At 42.3% G+C, this 16,514-nt stretch carries 12 protein-coding genes; 3 read left to right on the top strand and 9 right to left on the bottom strand.

What is annotated here, in order from left to right:
- Window positions 1-26: 26 nt before the first annotated feature.
- From AC2IOM_RS00315 to AC2IOM_RS00285, 7 genes are all read right to left on the bottom strand, one after another.
- Window positions 27-1,643 carry a BatD family protein gene (locus AC2IOM_RS00315; RefSeq protein ID WP_486358756.1) on the bottom strand — a complete coding sequence of 539 codons (1,617 nt, stop codon included), beginning with the start codon at window positions 1,641-1,643 and terminating at the stop codon, window positions 27-29.
- Window positions 1,637-3,538 carry a vWA domain-containing protein gene (locus AC2IOM_RS00310; RefSeq protein ID WP_486358755.1) on the bottom strand — a complete coding sequence of 634 codons (1,902 nt, stop codon included), beginning with the start codon at window positions 3,536-3,538 and terminating at the stop codon, window positions 1,637-1,639. Before AC2IOM_RS00310 ends, AC2IOM_RS00315 begins: the two co-directional genes overlap by 7 nt.
- The gene (locus AC2IOM_RS00305) at window positions 3,535-4,515 is read right to left on the bottom strand and encodes a vWA domain-containing protein (RefSeq protein WP_100912941.1); all 981 of its coding nucleotides are present in this window, start codon (window positions 4,513-4,515) and stop codon (window positions 3,535-3,537) included. Before AC2IOM_RS00305 ends, AC2IOM_RS00310 begins: the two co-directional genes overlap by 4 nt.
- On the bottom strand, window positions 4,508-4,969 hold the full coding sequence (locus AC2IOM_RS00300) for a DUF4381 domain-containing protein (protein WP_486358754.1): 462 nt from the start codon (window positions 4,967-4,969) through the stop codon (window positions 4,508-4,510). Before AC2IOM_RS00300 ends, AC2IOM_RS00305 begins: the two co-directional genes overlap by 8 nt.
- A 7-nt stretch (window positions 4,970-4,976) precedes the next feature.
- Window positions 4,977-5,909 carry a DUF58 domain-containing protein gene (locus AC2IOM_RS00295; RefSeq protein ID WP_486358753.1) on the bottom strand — a complete coding sequence of 311 codons (933 nt, stop codon included), beginning with the start codon at window positions 5,907-5,909 and terminating at the stop codon, window positions 4,977-4,979.
- 7 nt (window positions 5,910-5,916) lie between these two features.
- On the bottom strand, window positions 5,917-6,873 hold the full coding sequence (locus AC2IOM_RS00290) for an AAA family ATPase (protein WP_100912943.1): 957 nt from the start codon (window positions 6,871-6,873) through the stop codon (window positions 5,917-5,919).
- Window positions 6,874-7,120: 247 nt separating this feature from the next.
- Window positions 7,121-7,324, bottom strand: coding sequence for a hypothetical protein (locus tag AC2IOM_RS00285; protein WP_010560689.1), 204 nt, complete (start codon window positions 7,322-7,324; stop codon window positions 7,121-7,123).
- A gap of 287 nt (window positions 7,325-7,611) precedes the next feature.
- Between AC2IOM_RS00285 and fadI the strand changes: the two genes are divergently transcribed.
- The 3 genes from fadI (at window position 7,612) to AC2IOM_RS00270 (ending at window position 11,379) form a co-directional block, all read left to right on the top strand.
- A complete protein-coding gene (gene fadI, locus AC2IOM_RS00280) occupies window positions 7,612-8,922 on the top strand; it encodes an acetyl-CoA C-acyltransferase FadI (protein WP_054978506.1) in 1,311 nt (436 codons plus the stop codon).
- A 1-nt stretch (window position 8,923) separates the two neighbouring features.
- The gene (gene fadJ, locus AC2IOM_RS00275) at window positions 8,924-11,056 is read left to right on the top strand and encodes a fatty acid oxidation complex subunit alpha FadJ (protein WP_486358752.1); all 2,133 of its coding nucleotides are present in this window, start codon (window positions 8,924-8,926) and stop codon (window positions 11,054-11,056) included.
- Between the two features lie 122 nt (window positions 11,057-11,178).
- Entirely contained in the window at window positions 11,179-11,379 is a 201-nt protein-coding gene (locus AC2IOM_RS00270) for a hypothetical protein (RefSeq protein WP_486358751.1), read from the top strand.
- An 18-nt stretch (window positions 11,380-11,397) separates the two neighbouring features.
- On the opposite strand, the gene AC2IOM_RS00265 is transcribed toward AC2IOM_RS00270, so the two are convergent.
- Complete coding sequence (locus AC2IOM_RS00265) at window positions 11,398-13,647, bottom strand: sensor domain-containing protein (RefSeq protein WP_486358750.1); 2,250 nt, start codon at window positions 13,645-13,647, stop codon at window positions 11,398-11,400.
- A gap of 46 nt (window positions 13,648-13,693) precedes the next feature.
- Entirely contained in the window at window positions 13,694-16,429 is a 2,736-nt protein-coding gene (locus tag AC2IOM_RS00260; RefSeq protein ID WP_486358749.1) for an insulinase family protein, read from the bottom strand.
- Window positions 16,430-16,514: the final 85 nt, after the last annotated feature.

The raw sequence follows: 16,514 nt of genomic DNA, 5'->3' as shown, positions 1-16,514 counted from the left end.
TTTTCTTTCCAAACATTGAAACTATTTTAATAGAGTTGGGTTAACTCATTCTCGCTTTTGGTTTTTTTATTTAAATTATTTATCTGCTGGTAAATAAACTTTAGGTCGACCGCGTGATTTTTACCGGCGTATAAATTTGCTTGTAAGTGATTTACCGACTCAGCAAATTGCGAGTTGTTCACCATATTGTTGAGTTTAGTTAAATCTGCGCTGCCTGTATGTAGCTTACACAGCATTACCAGTTGATGATAAAACGCGCGTTGATTATTTTGTTTTAACGCTTCTTTGAGTTCAGGCAAGGGGGTTATGCTTTGCTTAGGCGTTACATCGTTATTGCCGGTTTGCGTTGCCGGTTTGCGTTTTATCCACCAAATAACTAAGGTGATTAACCACAATACATAGCCAAGAAAAACTAGCGGCCAATAGTAAAATGGGGTTTCAAACGTGGTTTGATTCGCTGTGTTTGTTTGCGTACTTTCAGGTAACGCATTGTTCTGAATTGGCGCAGAGATGGCTGGTTGCACAAAGTTAGGGTCACCAACCACAGTTAACTTGCGCTCAGGAAGTGTGGCGTACTCTGTGCGGTTGGTAATAATGTTAAACCAAGGTACGCGAACCTCAGGCAAAGTATAACTGCCCGGCGCTTGAGGCATAAGCGCAAATGACTCAACTTTTTGTGAAATAACTTTACCATTTCGTACTAGGTTATTGCTTTCCGCTTGGTCTGAATAGCTGCGCACGCCATTAATTGTAGGCAAGTTGATTTCAGGCAGTTGCTCTTTAGTTATGCCAAGTGCCGTAACAGTAATGGTACGGGTGATTGGTTCACCAATTTGATAGCTCTGCTTTTCTGGTTGCCACTCTTCATTTAAGGTCACAAGTTCACTTGGTAACCAGTTGCCAGAACTACTTTGTGGAATAGGTTTAATGTTTAACTGAATATCTTTACCCACAGCACTTGCCGCACGAGTGCGGTAATTGTCGCGAATTCGGCCTTTAAAGTAAGGCGACTTAATAGTGTATTGACCGCTTTTTTGCGGTTGAATAAGGTAATTACGCTCAATAATTAAATAGCGAATGCCATCAATAATTTCGTAACTCTCTTTTTGTTTACCAAGCTGGGATACATTAGCGGTTTCAAGCTCTGGAGAGCCTAATTGCCCCTCAGTTAAGTCGTTGGCAAGGAATAACTTAACGGTATATACGCCAGCTTGCTGCACGTATAACGTATCGCTTTGCATGCTTGTTTCGATATACACATCTTTACTTTGGTTATCAGCGGTTGATGATGGCACGACTTTAACGCTAAGCGGATTAGATTGCATGTTGGCAACAGAAAAGCTGGGTATTTCATACGTGCCAGGGTTACGTGCCATTAATTCCACTTGCCACTGTGTGGTGTGATTTACTTGGCCGTTAATTATGCTGGTGTTGCTGCGCACTGATGTAGGACCCACTACAAAGTTTTTTAAGAGTGGTGTGGTATCGGGCTGTTCACCTTTTACATTTTGTTCAGCACGAATTGTCAAATTAAAGAATTCACCGGCTAATACTGGGTTACGATCAACACTAGCAGTGAGTGCTGCTATCGCTTGCCAAGGCAGTAATACAAGGCTAATTAAAACAACTAAGCGACTTACCATGACTTCTCAACTCCTTGCTGCTGGATGCGTTGACGATATCTTTTTTGACTTTCTAACTTCATTTTATTGCGTAACAAAATAGCCGGATCATCCGGTACTTTGCGTAGTAGCTGATTAATAATCTGGACTTGCTCTTTTTCTTCTGGGGTTAGCTCGGGCGCTGGTGTAGCCTGCTGTTGTGGCATTTGCTGCTCAGCTTGTTGCTGTTGTTCGGCTTGTTGCTCTGCTTCACCCTCTGGCTGTTGTTCAGACTCTTTATCTGAAGGGTTAGCATGTTGTTCTTTTTGCTCTTGTTGCTCTTGTTGCTCAGGCGAACTCTCAGCTTTCATATCCGGCTGATTGTTATTTTCTTGCTTTTCACCTTCGCTCTTTTCGCCATTTTGATTTTGCTGGTCTTGAGACTCAGATTGCTCACCATTTTGCTGGTTTTGCTCATTTGATTGCTGGTTTTGTTGGCCAGATTGTTGGTCTTGTTGTTGCTGATTGTCGCCTTGTTGCTGTTTATCTTGCTCTTGGTTTTCACCATCTTGAGATTGTTGATTTTGCTGCTGTTGCTTCAAATCTTCTAATAAGGCTTTATTTTCTTGCGCTTGCTTAAATTCAGGTTGCTGGGCTAAGGCTTTGTCATAAGCCTCAATCGCTTCATCAAAACGATTTAATTTTGCTAACGCGTTACCTTGATTATAAAGTCCCTGTGCGCTGCCATCTTGCTTAAACTTTTTGAGCGCGTTTTCGAAATCACCTTGTTGGTAAAGCGCAGAGCCTGATAAATTCGCAGTCTTAGCGTTACTTGCGGCTTTATAATCTTGCTGTTGATACGCTTGATGCGCTTTTTGCTCGTCATTTAATAACCAACTCGGTAGTGACAATGCGTAACTGACACTTGGTTTAAATACAAATAGGCAGCAAAGGCCTAATAAAAATTTAGGTTGGTGTTTTAACATCATAAAACCGAGTGGAATAAGTAAAAATACTAAGTAAATACCGCCATCAATGGGTTGTTGGCTGGTTTGCTCACGCTTTACCACATCTTCTTGGTTAGTGTTTGTAGGCTTAAATAGCGCAAGATCGGCATCACTTACTTGATAGTAATTAAACTTACCACCCGTATTTGAGGCAAGTTGTTGTAATAGGCTAAAGTTGGCTTTTGGAATGACAATTTGCCCGTAGTTATCTTTTAAAAAACCTTCGTTTGGCAATTGAATTGGCGCGCCTTGTTCGGTTGCTACCGCATAGATATTGAGTTTGATACTGTGCTTATTTAATAGTTTCTCAATGTCACGGCTTTCATCAAAATCATCAATACCATCAGTGATCCAATAAATCTCGCCATTGGTCACGCTTGCTTGGTTCAGTAACTCGACCGCTAAATTGATACCAGCAAAGGTGTTGCTACCCGGCACAGGCATAATTTCTGGGCTTAAACTCGGAATGAGGTTGGCGAGTGTTTGGTGATCTGACGTCAGTGGAGAAATGGTGTAAGCATCGTTACTGTACGCCACGAGTGCTAAGTCACTTTCTTTCAAAATATCGGTCAGTGTAAGTGTTTTAAAACGTGCTTGTGTTAAGCGGTTTGGCTTTATGTCTTGGCTGTACATTGAGCGAGACATGTCCATCACTAGCACGCGTGCATGTTTGCTTTGATAAACTGGTAACGGTTGTGATTGCCAGCTCGGTCCTGCAAGTGCGACAACACTGACAAGCAAAAATAAGCTTAACCACAGAGAATTGGTTTTGCTCTGTTTGGTTTCACCATCTAACAGAAATTGTGCAAGGTGTGGTGCGATGGGACTATTGCTAATATGTTTACGTTTTTTAATAAACTGCAATGCCATTACCAAGGCAACTAACGGTAATAGGTAAAAGGCTTCAGGGCGAATAAATTCTAACGTCATGCGCCACTCCGTGTTGTTAAACTGCGAATACTATTTACTAATGTTTGCGTGAATAGCAGTAGCACTGCGATAAATAATGGAATATAAAACAACGCTTTTTGTGGCCTTACGGTTTCACTGTTATCGCTAATGGGTTCTAACTGATCAAGCATTTGATAAATGCGTTGTAAACTGGCCACGTCGGTTGCGCGAAAGTATTGGCCACCGGTATCACGTGCAATTTCAGTTAACAAGCCTTCATCTAATGCGCTGCCACGCTGCATTTGAAAGCCAAAAAAGTTTGATTGGCTGTCGGCACCTACACCAACGGTATATACTTTGATTCCCGCATCCTTCGCGAGGATCAGCGCTTCTTCTGGGCTTAAATTACCAGCGGTATTTTGTCCGTCGGTTAATAAAATAAGTATGCGGTTACTGTCTTCTTTTAAAGCAAACCGTTTTACAGCAAGGCCGAGTGCGTCGCCGATTGCGGTGGCTTGACCCACCAAGCCAATTTGCGCTTCTTCTAGCATTTTAGCTACTGTGGTTAAGTCGCGGGTTAGTGGCGTTTGTAAAAAAGCGGTATCGGCAAACAAAATAAGGCCTAGTCGATCGCCAGTGCGGGCAGTAATAAACTCATTAAGTACTGCTTTAACTACCGATAATCGGTCAATGTACTGCCCCTGATATTGCATGTCTTGCTCACGCATTGAGGTAGATAAATCGACAGCCAGCATAATTTCTCGCCCTTCGTTGGGTAACTGAATTGGTTCGCCATAGTACTTAGGGTGGGCGAGGGCAACACATAAACATGCCCAAATAAGCCAAGGCCAAAGTGAAAAACGTGTTGGTTGCGATATGTTACCGGTTTGCACTACTGGGTTATGGTAAAGCGCCGTTGTTCTAACGGTTGCGACTTGTTTGTTTTTTTGTAACTTACGCAGTAAAAACGGCAGTGGCAATAATAAAAAGGCAAATGGCCAAGCAAACTCAAACATTAATCGCTCCTTTTACTTTAAAACGATTAATAGCTTGTGTCAGCTTGTTATGAAAATCGGTAAGTGGTTCATTACTTTCGGCTTGATACAAGCGCATTAGCTGATCATTGCTGAGCGTTGTTTTTGATGTTGCGGCGACAAGCTCAAGCCATTTTTCACCACTTTGACTGGCAGCTTCTGCACCATAGTAGTGTTTTACAAGACGTTTCAATAACAAATGCAACGCCTGAACATTATCTAAATTGCAAGATTGATATGCTTTACTTTCTTTAATTGCTTGTTTTTTAGCTTTATTGAGTAAGTGACGTTGGTAAATTGCATAGCTGGCAATAACGAGTAGCAATAGGACTACTGCAATGATTGCTATAGCGGGCAGCGAAAGAGGCCACCAAGGCACTGTCGCGGGTGCGATAACATCATGCAAATTATCTAACGGAGATGTTGGTGTCGCCATTAAATCATTATCCCTTTAATTGTTCGGTGATTGATTGCGCTGCACTAAAAGGCATCAGCGCTAACCCTGACTTATGTAATAGCTGATAAAGCGCATTTTGCTGGGCATTGGCTTTTGCCGCATAGCTTTCGCGAAATTTAGCATTAGCAAGCGGCAAACTTGCTTGGCGATTACCTGATTTTAGTGAAAGTTGCTCGCCAACATTCGGCAGCGCACGTTCCATAGGATCAAAAATAGGGCAGGCAATTAACTCACAGTGGCGGGTTAATAACAGTAGTTGCTTTGCCATATCTTCACTTAAATGATGAAAATCCGAAATGAGATACACCAAGGAGCCTGGTTTTGCTAAGTGTACTAAACGATTTAATTGATCATTTAGCGTTTGCGATTCGCCGTCGAGTTTACTGCTTAATGCTGCTTGGTGGGCAAGCTGTAAATTATGAAACAGCTTTAATGCAGCACTTTGACGTGAAGCGGGCTTTAGCTCCCAATGGGCATTATGATTAAACACTAACCCGCCAACGCGATCGCCGCGCTGAACGGCACTCCATGCAATCAGTGCGCTCAAATGTGCAGATTGCACGGATTTTAAAAGCAACTGAGAGCCAAAGATCATGCTGTCGCTAAAGTCGGTCAAAATAAAAACGGGGCGTTCTTTTTCTTCCTGAAATAGCTTGGTATGGGCAATTCCGGTACGAGCGGTAACACGCCAGTCGATGGCACGTACATCATCACCCGGTTGATAATGCCTAACTTCGGCAAATTCCATACCTCGGCCTTTATGTGGCGCAAGATATTGACCCGCATTGTGGTGCTTCACTTTGCGTTTTGGCGTTAGCTCAAGCAAGGTGGTTTTGTTGTGATACGCCATCAACTCATTGAGCGAGAGCTCCACACCATTGCTTTGCAGTTCGGCGAGTTGTGCAGTTTGTGTATTCATAATGGGATTAAGGTGCTACCACGCGCGCGATTATCTCGGCGAGTACATCATCTTTGCTTACGCCATCAGCTTGCGCTTCGTAAGATAAAATAATGCGGTGGCGTAGCACATTAGCAAATACACTTTGAATATCTTCAGGTGCGACAAAATCACGACCAGCGAGCCATGCATGCGCTCGGGCACAGCGATCAAGCGCAATTGTGGCGCGCGGACTTGCGCCGTATTCTATCCAGCGGCCTAATTCTGGGCTTAACTTTTCAGCTTGGCGTGTTGCGATTATTAGCTGCACAAGATAGCGTTCAAGTGGTTCTGATAAATGCAGTGAAAGCACTTGCTTGCGCGATTCAAACAAGGTTTGTTGCGAAATTTGTGGTGCTTTAACTTGCTCTTCTGACAGCGCTTCACCGCGTGTTAGGCGTAATATGTCTAGCTCGTTTTGTGCGTCTGGATAATCAATACTTAGGTGCAATAAAAAACGGTCAAGTTGTGCCTCTGGAAGCGGGTAAGTCCCTTCTTGCTCTAGCGGGTTTTGCGTTGCCATAACAAGAAATAACTCTGGCAGTGGGTACGTTTTTTTACCTACCGTGATTTGTCTTTCTGCCATGGCCTCTAATAGAGCTGACTGAACTTTTGCTGGCGCACGGTTAATTTCATCAGCGAGCACAAGGTTATGAAACAAAGGTCCTGCTTCAAACACAAATTCGCTGGTTTGCTGGCGATAAATATCGGTTCCTGTGATATCTGCCGGCAATAAATCGGGGGTAAATTGTACGCGTTGGAAATTGCCTTCAACACCTTTTGCCAACGCATTTACTGCACGGGTTTTAGCAAGACCTGGAGGACCTTCAACAAGTAGGTGTCCATCAGCAAGTAATGCTAGTAAAAGTGCTTGAGTAAGTTCTGGTTGGCCAATGATTTGGCTGTCTAAATAATTTTGTAGCTGAACAAACGCTGATACCGCCATGTTAGTCGCTATCCTTATTGTTTTAATTGGCTTAAATAGTTCTTAACCGCTAGATTATACTTAAGCTGTTAGTTAAGCCAAGGGCTTACGTTAATAAATGTATCGGGAAAAATTAGGTGTGTTGATCTTCGCATTTGTTTTATGAGGCAAGAACAACAGAGGCTAAGATGGTGGCAGTAATAAAAAGTTCAAAAAAAGCTGCATAGGAAATGCAGCTTTGCAGTGGTAATGTCAACACATTTGCGCATTAGGCGCTTTCGTTGCTGTTTTGTTCGCTTTGCATTTTGCGGTATTTTAAACCGTCGATAACCAGTTCCAGAATGGGACGTTTTTCACCATTGTACCAATTATTAGCCGTACGCTTGCTAAGTGCACCTTGGGTTTGTTCTGAAATCGTGTTAGCGGTCCATTGCGTGCCTAGCTCCAGTTTTATGTATTGAGTTAGCTTCATAGCGCTCTCCATCTAACGTGTTTGTAATATGGAAATTGTTACTTTTATTTAGGTGAAAAAACAGAGAGCCCCCGTAATCCTTTGTTTTAATTTGTGATTAAATGTTATTCAATGAATCTTGTGGTTAACGCGATGGCTGACAGAAGACTTTTTGCGCGATCACAGCAAAGGGAAGTCGGCAAGGGTGGTTGACAAAAACTTACGCTTTGCTATTGGCAAACAAAGATACCTTGTTTAGAATCAATAAACTTGATAACAGGTCAGACCTGTAACCAGAGGAACAACCTATGTCTGAACAAAATATACTAAAAACAACAAAAGGCGACCGAATTGCCGTTGTCAGCGGATTGAGAACTCCATTTGCAAAACAAGCTACTTACTTCCACCACGTACCTGCATTAGATATGGGTAAAATGGTTGTAAATGAAATGCTTGAACGCATGAATCTTGATAAAAATGAAATCGATCAGCTGGTTTTCGGACAGGTTGTTCAAATGCCAGAAGCGCCAAATATTGCGCGTGAAATTGTACTGGGTACTGGCATGCCAGTATCGGTAGATGCGTATTCTGTGTCACGTGCATGTGCAACTAGTTTCCAAGCAGTTGCCAACGTAGCGGAATCAATTATTGCCGGTTCTGTAAATGTCGGTATTGCTGGCGGTGCGGATTCATCATCTGTTTTACCAATTGGCGTAAGTAAAAAATTAGCAGGTAGCCTTGTTGATTTAAATAAAGCGCGTACCTTTGGTCAGCGATTTAAAATTCTTTCGAAATTGCGCTTCAAAGATTTACTGCCAGTACCACCTGCGGTAGCTGAATATTCAACGGGCCTTTCCATGGGGCAAACCGCAGAGCAAATGGCAAAAACTCATAACATTAGCCGTGCTGATCAAGATGCAATGGCGCATCGCTCACACTCGCTTGCGGCAAAAGCCTGGAATGACGGTTTACTAAGCAACGAAGTAATGACTGCACATGTGCCGCCTTACAAAGGTTTCTTAGATCGCGATAACAACATCCGTGAAAACTCAACAGTTGAAGGCTACGCAAAATTACGTCCGGTATTTGACCGTCAACATGGTTCGGTAACGGCTGCAAATGCAACGCCACTAACTGATGGTGCGGCAGCTGTGTTAATGATGAGCGAATCAAAAGCGAAAGCACTTGGTTACCCAATTTTAGGTTATATTCGTAGCTTCGCGTTTAGCGCGATTGACGTACATGAAGATATGCTAATGGGTCCTGCACACTCAACGCCAATGGCGCTTGATAGAGCGGGCATCACGTTACAAGATCTTGATTTAATTGAAATGCACGAAGCATTCGCAGCTCAAGCACTTGCTAACATGAAGATGTTTGGCTGTGATAAATTTGCCCAAGAGAAGTTAGGCCGTTCTAAGGCGATTGGCGAAATCGATATGGATAAGTTTAATGTAAACGGTGGTTCACTTGCTTATGGTCACCCATTTGCAGCAACAGGCGCACGTTTAATTACACAAAGCTTAAATGAATTAAATCGTCGTGGCGGTGGCCTTGCATTAACAACAGCATGTGCTGCAGGTGGTTTAGGTGCGGCATTCGTTTTAGAGGGAGCATAGTATGACAGCTGAACAAGCGAACTCAGTTTTTGATTTTAAGGTTAATGATGACAACATTGCGATTGTCACCATTGACGTAGCAGGGGAAAAAATGAATACCCTGCGCGACAGCTTTGTTGATGACCTTAATGCGGTTATTAAACAAGGTGTTAAGCAAAATATTAAAGGCATGGTATTCATCAGCGGCAAGCCGGATAACTTTATCGCAGGCGCTGATATTAAAATGCTGGATAACGCGAAAACCCGTGATGACGCGCTGTATTTATCACAAACGTGTCACAGCGTATTTGCTGATTTAGTAAAACTACCTTTCCCAACCGTTGCAGCAATGAATGGTGCAACCTTAGGTGGTGGTTTAGAGTTTGCACTGGCGTGTGATTATCGTGTTGCCAGTGATGCCAGCAATACCAAGTTAGGCCTGCCTGAAGTGCAGTTAGGCTTATTGCCTGGTGGTGGCGGTACGCAACGTTTACCTAAATTGGTAGGTATTCAAAAAGCACTTGAATGGACACTAACAGGTAAACAAGTGCATCCTAAACAGGCTAAAAAAGCAGGCCTTGTAGATGATGTAGTACCTAATAGTGTATTACTTGATGTGGCGCTTAAATTTGCTGTTAAAGGCAAGCGTAAGAGCATTAAGCCTAAGCTTGGTAAAGTGTCTCAATTACTCGAGTCGAACCCATTTGGTCGCAATATTATCTTCAAAAAAGCAACTGAAAATGTTGAGAAGAAAACAGGCGGTCACTATCCAGCGCCATTTGCCATAATTAAAGCAATTCGTGCTGCTGCTGAAATGGCACCAGCTAAAGGCTATGAAATTGAAGCGCAAGGCTTTGCTGATCTGGTAATGAGCAAAGAGTCAAAAGCGCTTCGTGGTATTTTCTTTGCCACCACTGAAATGAAAAAAGAGTGGAATGAGCAATCGCAGCCAACAGAAAATGTTGCTGTGTTAGGCGGTGGTTTAATGGGCGCTGGTATTGCACATGTCAGTGCATGTAAAGCAGGTGCCCGTGTACGTGTGAAAGACATTGCACAAAAAGGCATTTCTGGTGCACTTAACTACAGCTTTAAAATTCTAAACAAAAAGCAAAAGCGCCGTATTTTATCTAAAGCTGAATTGCAGCTTCAAATGGCGCGCATCACTGGTGGTACTGATTACGCTGGTTTTGAAAATACCGATATCGCTATTGAAGCGGTATTTGAAGATTTAAAACTGAAGCAAAGCATGGTTGCAGATATCGAAGAAAATTGTAATGAAAATACAATCTTTGCGTCGAACACATCTTCGCTGCCAATAGGTCAAATTGCTGAAAATGCTGCGCGTCCTGAAAATGTAATTGGTCTTCACTATTTCTCACCGGTTGAAAAAATGCCACTAGTGGAAATTATTCCTCATGAGAAAACAGCGAAAGAAACCATTGCGCGCGTTGTAAACTTTGCTCGCAAGCAAGGTAAAACACCGATTGTTGTAAAGGACAAAGCGGGTTTTTATGTAAACCGTATTTTAGCGCCTTACGTTAACGAAGCGGCAAACTTATTACTTGCTGGTGAGCCAATTGAAAAGATTGACGAAGCCTTAGTCGAGTTTGGTTTCCCAGTAGGCCCAATGACACTACTTGATGAAGTAGGCATTGATATTGGCTCTAAAATCGCCCCAATTCTTGAAAAAGAGCTGGGTGAGCGTTTTAAAGCACCAGACGCTTTCTCACGCTTAATTGATGCCGGTCGCTTAGGTCGTAAAAGTGGCCGAGGCTTTTTTGTTTACGATAAGAAAGATAAAAAAGTCGATGAGTCTGTGTATGAATTGCTTGGCGTTAGTAAAAATCCACGCTTGAATAAAGAAGAAATTGCAGAGCGTTGTGTTGCGCAAATGCTAAACGAAGCGGCACGCTGCTTAGATGAAGGCATTATTGCAAGTGCACGAGATGGTGACATTGGTGCGATATTCGGTATTGGTTTCCCACCGTTCCTGGGCGGTCCATTTAGTTACATGGATTCGTTAGGTGCAGGGCATTTAGCATCGCGCTTAGCAACATTTGCAGAGTACAATAAGCATTTTACACCGTGCGAGCCATTAATCGCGATGGCAGAAGCTAAAGCAGCGTTTTATACAGAGCAGGCAAGCGCAAGTTAAGGTTTCTTGTTCAGTAAACGTTTAGTATAGATTTCACCCTGAAAGCTCAATTAATCATCGATTTTTTGAGCTTTTTTTTGTACTATAGCGCCCCGATTTTATGTTGTGCTTGGTGAGAAGCAATGCTTTGGTATTTATTCGCGTTATTAATTATTAATGGTTATATGAGCGCTGTTTTGGCGGGCCGCTTTGGATTAGTTGGCAAGCGCTGGGCGATCGCGGGGTTATTAACTGGGCCTGCGGTATATAGTGTAATTAATGTTAAACAGCGAATGTTACTAAGAAAGTCACTAGGCTTTGTTTTTACACGTATTAGTGCATAAATCAGAGCGCCTAGTGTGTTATTGCACTAGGCTGAGCTTTACTTCTTGTTCCAAATCTCTTGGCGGCAAATGCGCTTCTTTACAGCGAGCTAGTAGAAACTGTTCAAATTGCTCATGTGAAAGCGGTTTAGAGTAAAAATAGCCTTGCACTGTCGCGCAGTTTAGTTCTTTTAATTGCTCCACTTGATCTTCGTACTCAACACCTTCAGCTACCACAGATAAGCCAAGGTTGTGGGCAATCGTCACGATTGAATCGACCATATTCTTACCTTTTTCATTGCCCATGTCGTCAATAAAGGCTTTATCGACTTTTAATGTGTTTAGCGGAAATTGTTTAAGATAAGCGAGTGATGAATAACCTGTGCCGAAATCGTCGATTGCTAAATGAATGCCGCGAGCACTTAGCGTATTCATAATGCGAATAGCATCTTTTGGATCTTCCATGATAGTGCCTTCGGTGATTTCGAGTTCTAAATAGTACGACGCGAGTCCTTCACGTTTTAGTATTTTATCAATACTGCCAATGAGATCTGGCTGCATAAACTGTTTTGCAGAAAGGTTCACTGCCACACGACCATCAAATAAACCGCGGTTAATCCAGTCTTTTACATCGCGACAGGCTTTTTCGAGCACCACTTCACCTACTTCAACAATTTGGCCTGTTTCTTCAGCGATTGGAATAAATTGGGCTGGGCTTATTAGGCCCTTATTCGGTGTAATAAAGCGCACTAGCGCTTCCATGCCGACAAGTTCGCCACTGTTAATGTCCATTTTAGGCTGGTAGAACACTTTAAAGTGGTCTTCTTTTAAGCCATAACGAATTAAGTTTTCGATTTGTAGGCGCTTAACCGCTTGGCGGTTCATGGCATCGTTAAAGAATAAGTAACGATTACCATGTTGTTTTGCATGGTACATTGCCGTGTCTGCGTTTTTAAGCAGTAGTTCTGGTGTATTGCCATCTTCAGGGAAGAGCACGATGCCCACACTTGAGGTGATCACCAGCTCGTGCCCAGACATATGGAATGGCGCTTCAATCAGCGCTAAAAAGCTTTTGGCAGCTTGTGTAATGGTATGAATATCATTAGTGTTTTGCATTACAAGTGCAAATTCATCACCGCCTAGGCGATAGAACTGGTCGCGCTCACGAGTACGTTTGGATAGACGCGATGCTAAACGGCACAATAAAATATCACCTGCGTGGTGGCCTAAACTATCGTTAATTTTTTTAAAGTTGTCTAAATCAAATACTAATAATGCATGGCGGTTTTTGCTACCGACAAGGGATTTCATATTACTAAAGAACTGATTACGGTTTGGCAGGCCGGTTAAGCGGTCGCGATTGGTCAGTTTTTGCAGTGCCAATTCAGTTTGCTTGTTGTCGGTTACGTCGTTGTAAACCGCAATGTAGTGGCGCAGATTGCTTTTTTTATTATCAATGCGATCAATCGAAAGTGAGAAAAAAGTGCTTTGCTTGTCTTTGCTAAATGTTAGTTCTTTGTGCCAGTGCGATTTTTTTTGTATTGCTTTGTAAAGCTGGCTTGTTTTTGTTTTGTCGTAACCTGGAAGTCGGTAAGGGGTGCCAATGTGATTTGCAGTAGTGCCGCCAAAATAGCTTAAGTAGGCCTGATTTACTTCGACAATATTAAAATTTGCATCAAAAATAACAATGGGATCAGAAAGGTTTTCAATACAGTTTGCCAGTAAATTTAAACGTTCTTGGGTTTGTTTTACCGAACCAATATCTTTGACCGTGCCCATCATTCTAAGTGGTTTTAAGTCCGCATCCGTTTCAATTACGCGGCCTTTATCGAGTACCCAACGCCAATCGCCATTAGCATCTTTCGCACGGTAACTCGCTTCGAAATGCGAAATTTCCCCTGACAGGTGTTTTTTAAGAATTTGTTCAACGTGCGGTAGATCAGATGGGTGGATATTTGATTTGTTAGGTGGTAAATCGGGCGTGTGGTCAATGGCATTAAATAAGCCGTCATTAATGCGCTCCAAACGATGCTCACTAATGTGCCAATCCCAAACAGCATCGCCACTTGCTAATATACTGTTTTTAAATCGATGTTCTGAACGTTTTAAGGCAAGTTGCGAGCGTCGCAGGCGCAAAACAGCAACCAACGCTATCAGCAAGCTTAATGTTGCGAGCGCAAGTGGGATCACCAGCTTGGAGTCTAGCAGCGTGGGTTGGTGTGCATCGCTTGGAAAAGCAGTAAACAAACCAGTAAACCCAGCAATTATTTTTATTATTTTATTGGGCATTGGCTTAACGCATTGTATTTAACCCCCTTACACTAAGGGATTGTCTTTATGGTGTCAAAGCTTGTTTAACCGATTCTGAACTAGTTGCTTGTTTTGCGGCCTTTTCTTTGGTTTTTAGCTCAAGACGTGTACTGTTTTCGCTAAACAAGCGTTTGCTATAACTTACTAATTGCGCCTTACTTAATTGTAATAGCGCAGTTTTTAACTGGTACTGCATATTAAATTGGCCATCACCATTGCCGATTGCAAGCCAAAACCGCTGTGATTTAAGACGTAGGTTCTTATCTTTTTCAACAATTTGCATCATTAATGCTTGTTTGGCTTGTTGCCAATCTTCATCGCTCATGGCGTTAATTTTCTGATGATAGTTGGCTAAAAAGTGATTGCTGTGTTGGGCTAAAATATCGGACGCGATTTCTGGCGACTGAATATAAAATGCGATACCAGCGCGATTATTTAAAGGCGCAAAGCCTGAGCCAACTAAATAGCCAAGCTGTTTTTCGGTACGCATATCGTGAAAGTAGTCTTGACTGATTAAATGGTTTAGTGCCATTAACCTGATTTTTTCGCTGATTGAATCAGAGCTTGCTTGGAAATAACTTACCAGCGCATTGTCAGGATGCGGCACATCGTGGGTTTGCTCTTGTTTGTTATCTAACGTTACGATAGGGCGGTTTAAATCAGCAATAGTGGTGCGCGTTTTTAGTTTTTCTTTGATTAATGCTACACAATCGTCGGCTTCTAATGGTGTCCAGTTGCCATGCATTAAAATTTGACAGTGCAGGGCTTCAAATAACTGACTACAAAATGCGTTAAATTCACAGAAACTGATTTGTTCAATCGCTTCGGCAAGTTTTAACGGCGTTGGATTCCACGGTAGCAATGTAGCGCTCAGTTCTGAGAATAAAAGACTAACAGGCTTACTTTGGTTGCCATTTTGCCAATGACGAACAAGCTGACGTTGGTATTCATAAAAGCGAATTGAATCAAATTTACAGATCAATAATTCATTTAAAATTTCACCGATTAATTCAATTTGATTACCACTTAACCCCCAAGTGTGCAGCGTTAAACCGCCTTGGTGAGCTGAAAGCTGATAATTAATGCCCGCTAATTCAGCCGGATAAAACTGCTCAGCGACTTTATCCATAAAAAGGTCAGCAAACAGGCGTGTCATCGCCATGTTTTTAACGTTTTGCACTGTAATTTTACTGTCTAGCGCCAAGTAAAAATGACCTTTGGCGACTCTAAAGGTGGAATCTTGTTTATACCAAAATTCGAACGTGTCGCTTGAAACGCGTTTTTCCGGTGTTTTATGTTTATGCTCTATCGGATGCAGCACAACCGGCTTTGTTAAATATGGGTTGCTGGTTGGCAGGGTTAGTTCAACGGCGTTCGCATCTACTTTTTCCAGTGAGTCTAACCAAGGTTGCGATATTTTGTTGATGCTATAAGGCGTACCATACCACTTTGCGTTGGCATCAGTTGGCACACCTGGGTGAATATGAATCAGGCGCATATTATTGGCATTTAGCAGCGTGAACACATTATCAAACTGATCACGGTTAAAGCCTGTCATTATGTAATCGCCATAAATTAAGTGTTCATCTGGATAGTGATGCATATTCACACTTAAACTATTAACCCAATCCAGTACGCGGGATTTCTCTTGATTATTAAAGGCGATGTCCATCAGTACTTTTTTATCTTGGTAAAGGCGCTCTAATAATGGGGTTTCGGCTTTGGCAATCAGCTGCAGGTAACAAAACAGGTATTCCACAATGGCGGTTTTATGTTTTTCGCCTTCGTCGGTCAGTGCAATACTAATATTAAAATCTTTAAAGTTACTGCCATTAATACCACCACCGGCACTGAGCCCGTTAATCCATCCCGCTTTTTTTAATACCGAATAAAGTGAGCCTACGCCTTCGTAGCCAATTAAATGGGCGATAAAGCTTACTGTTTTTTCACGGTAAAAATTATCAATACTGGGCAGCGCAAACGATACAATGAGCTTTTGCATATGCTTGTGTGGCTCAATATAAATCGACTGGCACATGTTTTCAGGCAGATAAAGTGGTGCTTCAATATTGGGTTTTTCGCGTTCAGGGCTGCCACTAAGGCAATTAAATAGTTGCGCTATTTTAACCTTCATGAGTTCGCAAGGCGTATTGCTTGAAATCACTAGGGTCATGTTTTGTGCTTGGTAGTGTTTTAAAAAGAAAGCGCGGATCTCTTCGCTAATGCATTCGTTTTTATTAACTAAGGTTTGATGGTTGCCGACCGAAAATTTCGCAAATGGGTGCGCACTGTTACACGTTTCTTTATGGACTTGGTAAATGCGACGTGAATCGTCTTTCAGCTTTAATTTATATTCTGCATCAATGGCATTGCGCTCTTTCTCGCATGCAGACGGTAAAATAAGCGGCGCATGAAAAATATCAGCAAACTGACTCAGCGCTTGTAAAAAGTGTTCGTTCAGGACTTCAAAAAAGTAACTTGAATGCTCTGTGCCTGTCCACGCGTTACAATTACCGCCATGATGCGATAAAAATTGTGAAAAAGAGCCGGGCTCAGGGTATTTTTCTGAACCTAAAAATAGCATGTGTTCTAAGAAGTGTGCTAAACCTTGACGGCTGATAGGGTCGTCGAAGTGTCCGCAATTTACGGTAAGTGACGCCGCTGATTTATCGCTGGCAGCGTCTTCAATCACTAAGATTTTTAGACCATTGTCCAGTTTTAGGGACTGATAAATTCTGCTATCATTGCTGCTGGTTATCAAGGTTTGCTCCGTATCTAATAAAGAAAAGAATAATCGCTTATCAACACGATTGAAGTGGATCTGGAAGCAACACAGCTAAACTAAA

The sequence above is a fragment of the Pseudoalteromonas sp. NS-SX12 genome (genome assembly GCF_057367955.1).
Note: the sequence above shows the minus strand (reverse complement) of the source record. Positions and strands in the feature narration are given on the sequence as shown.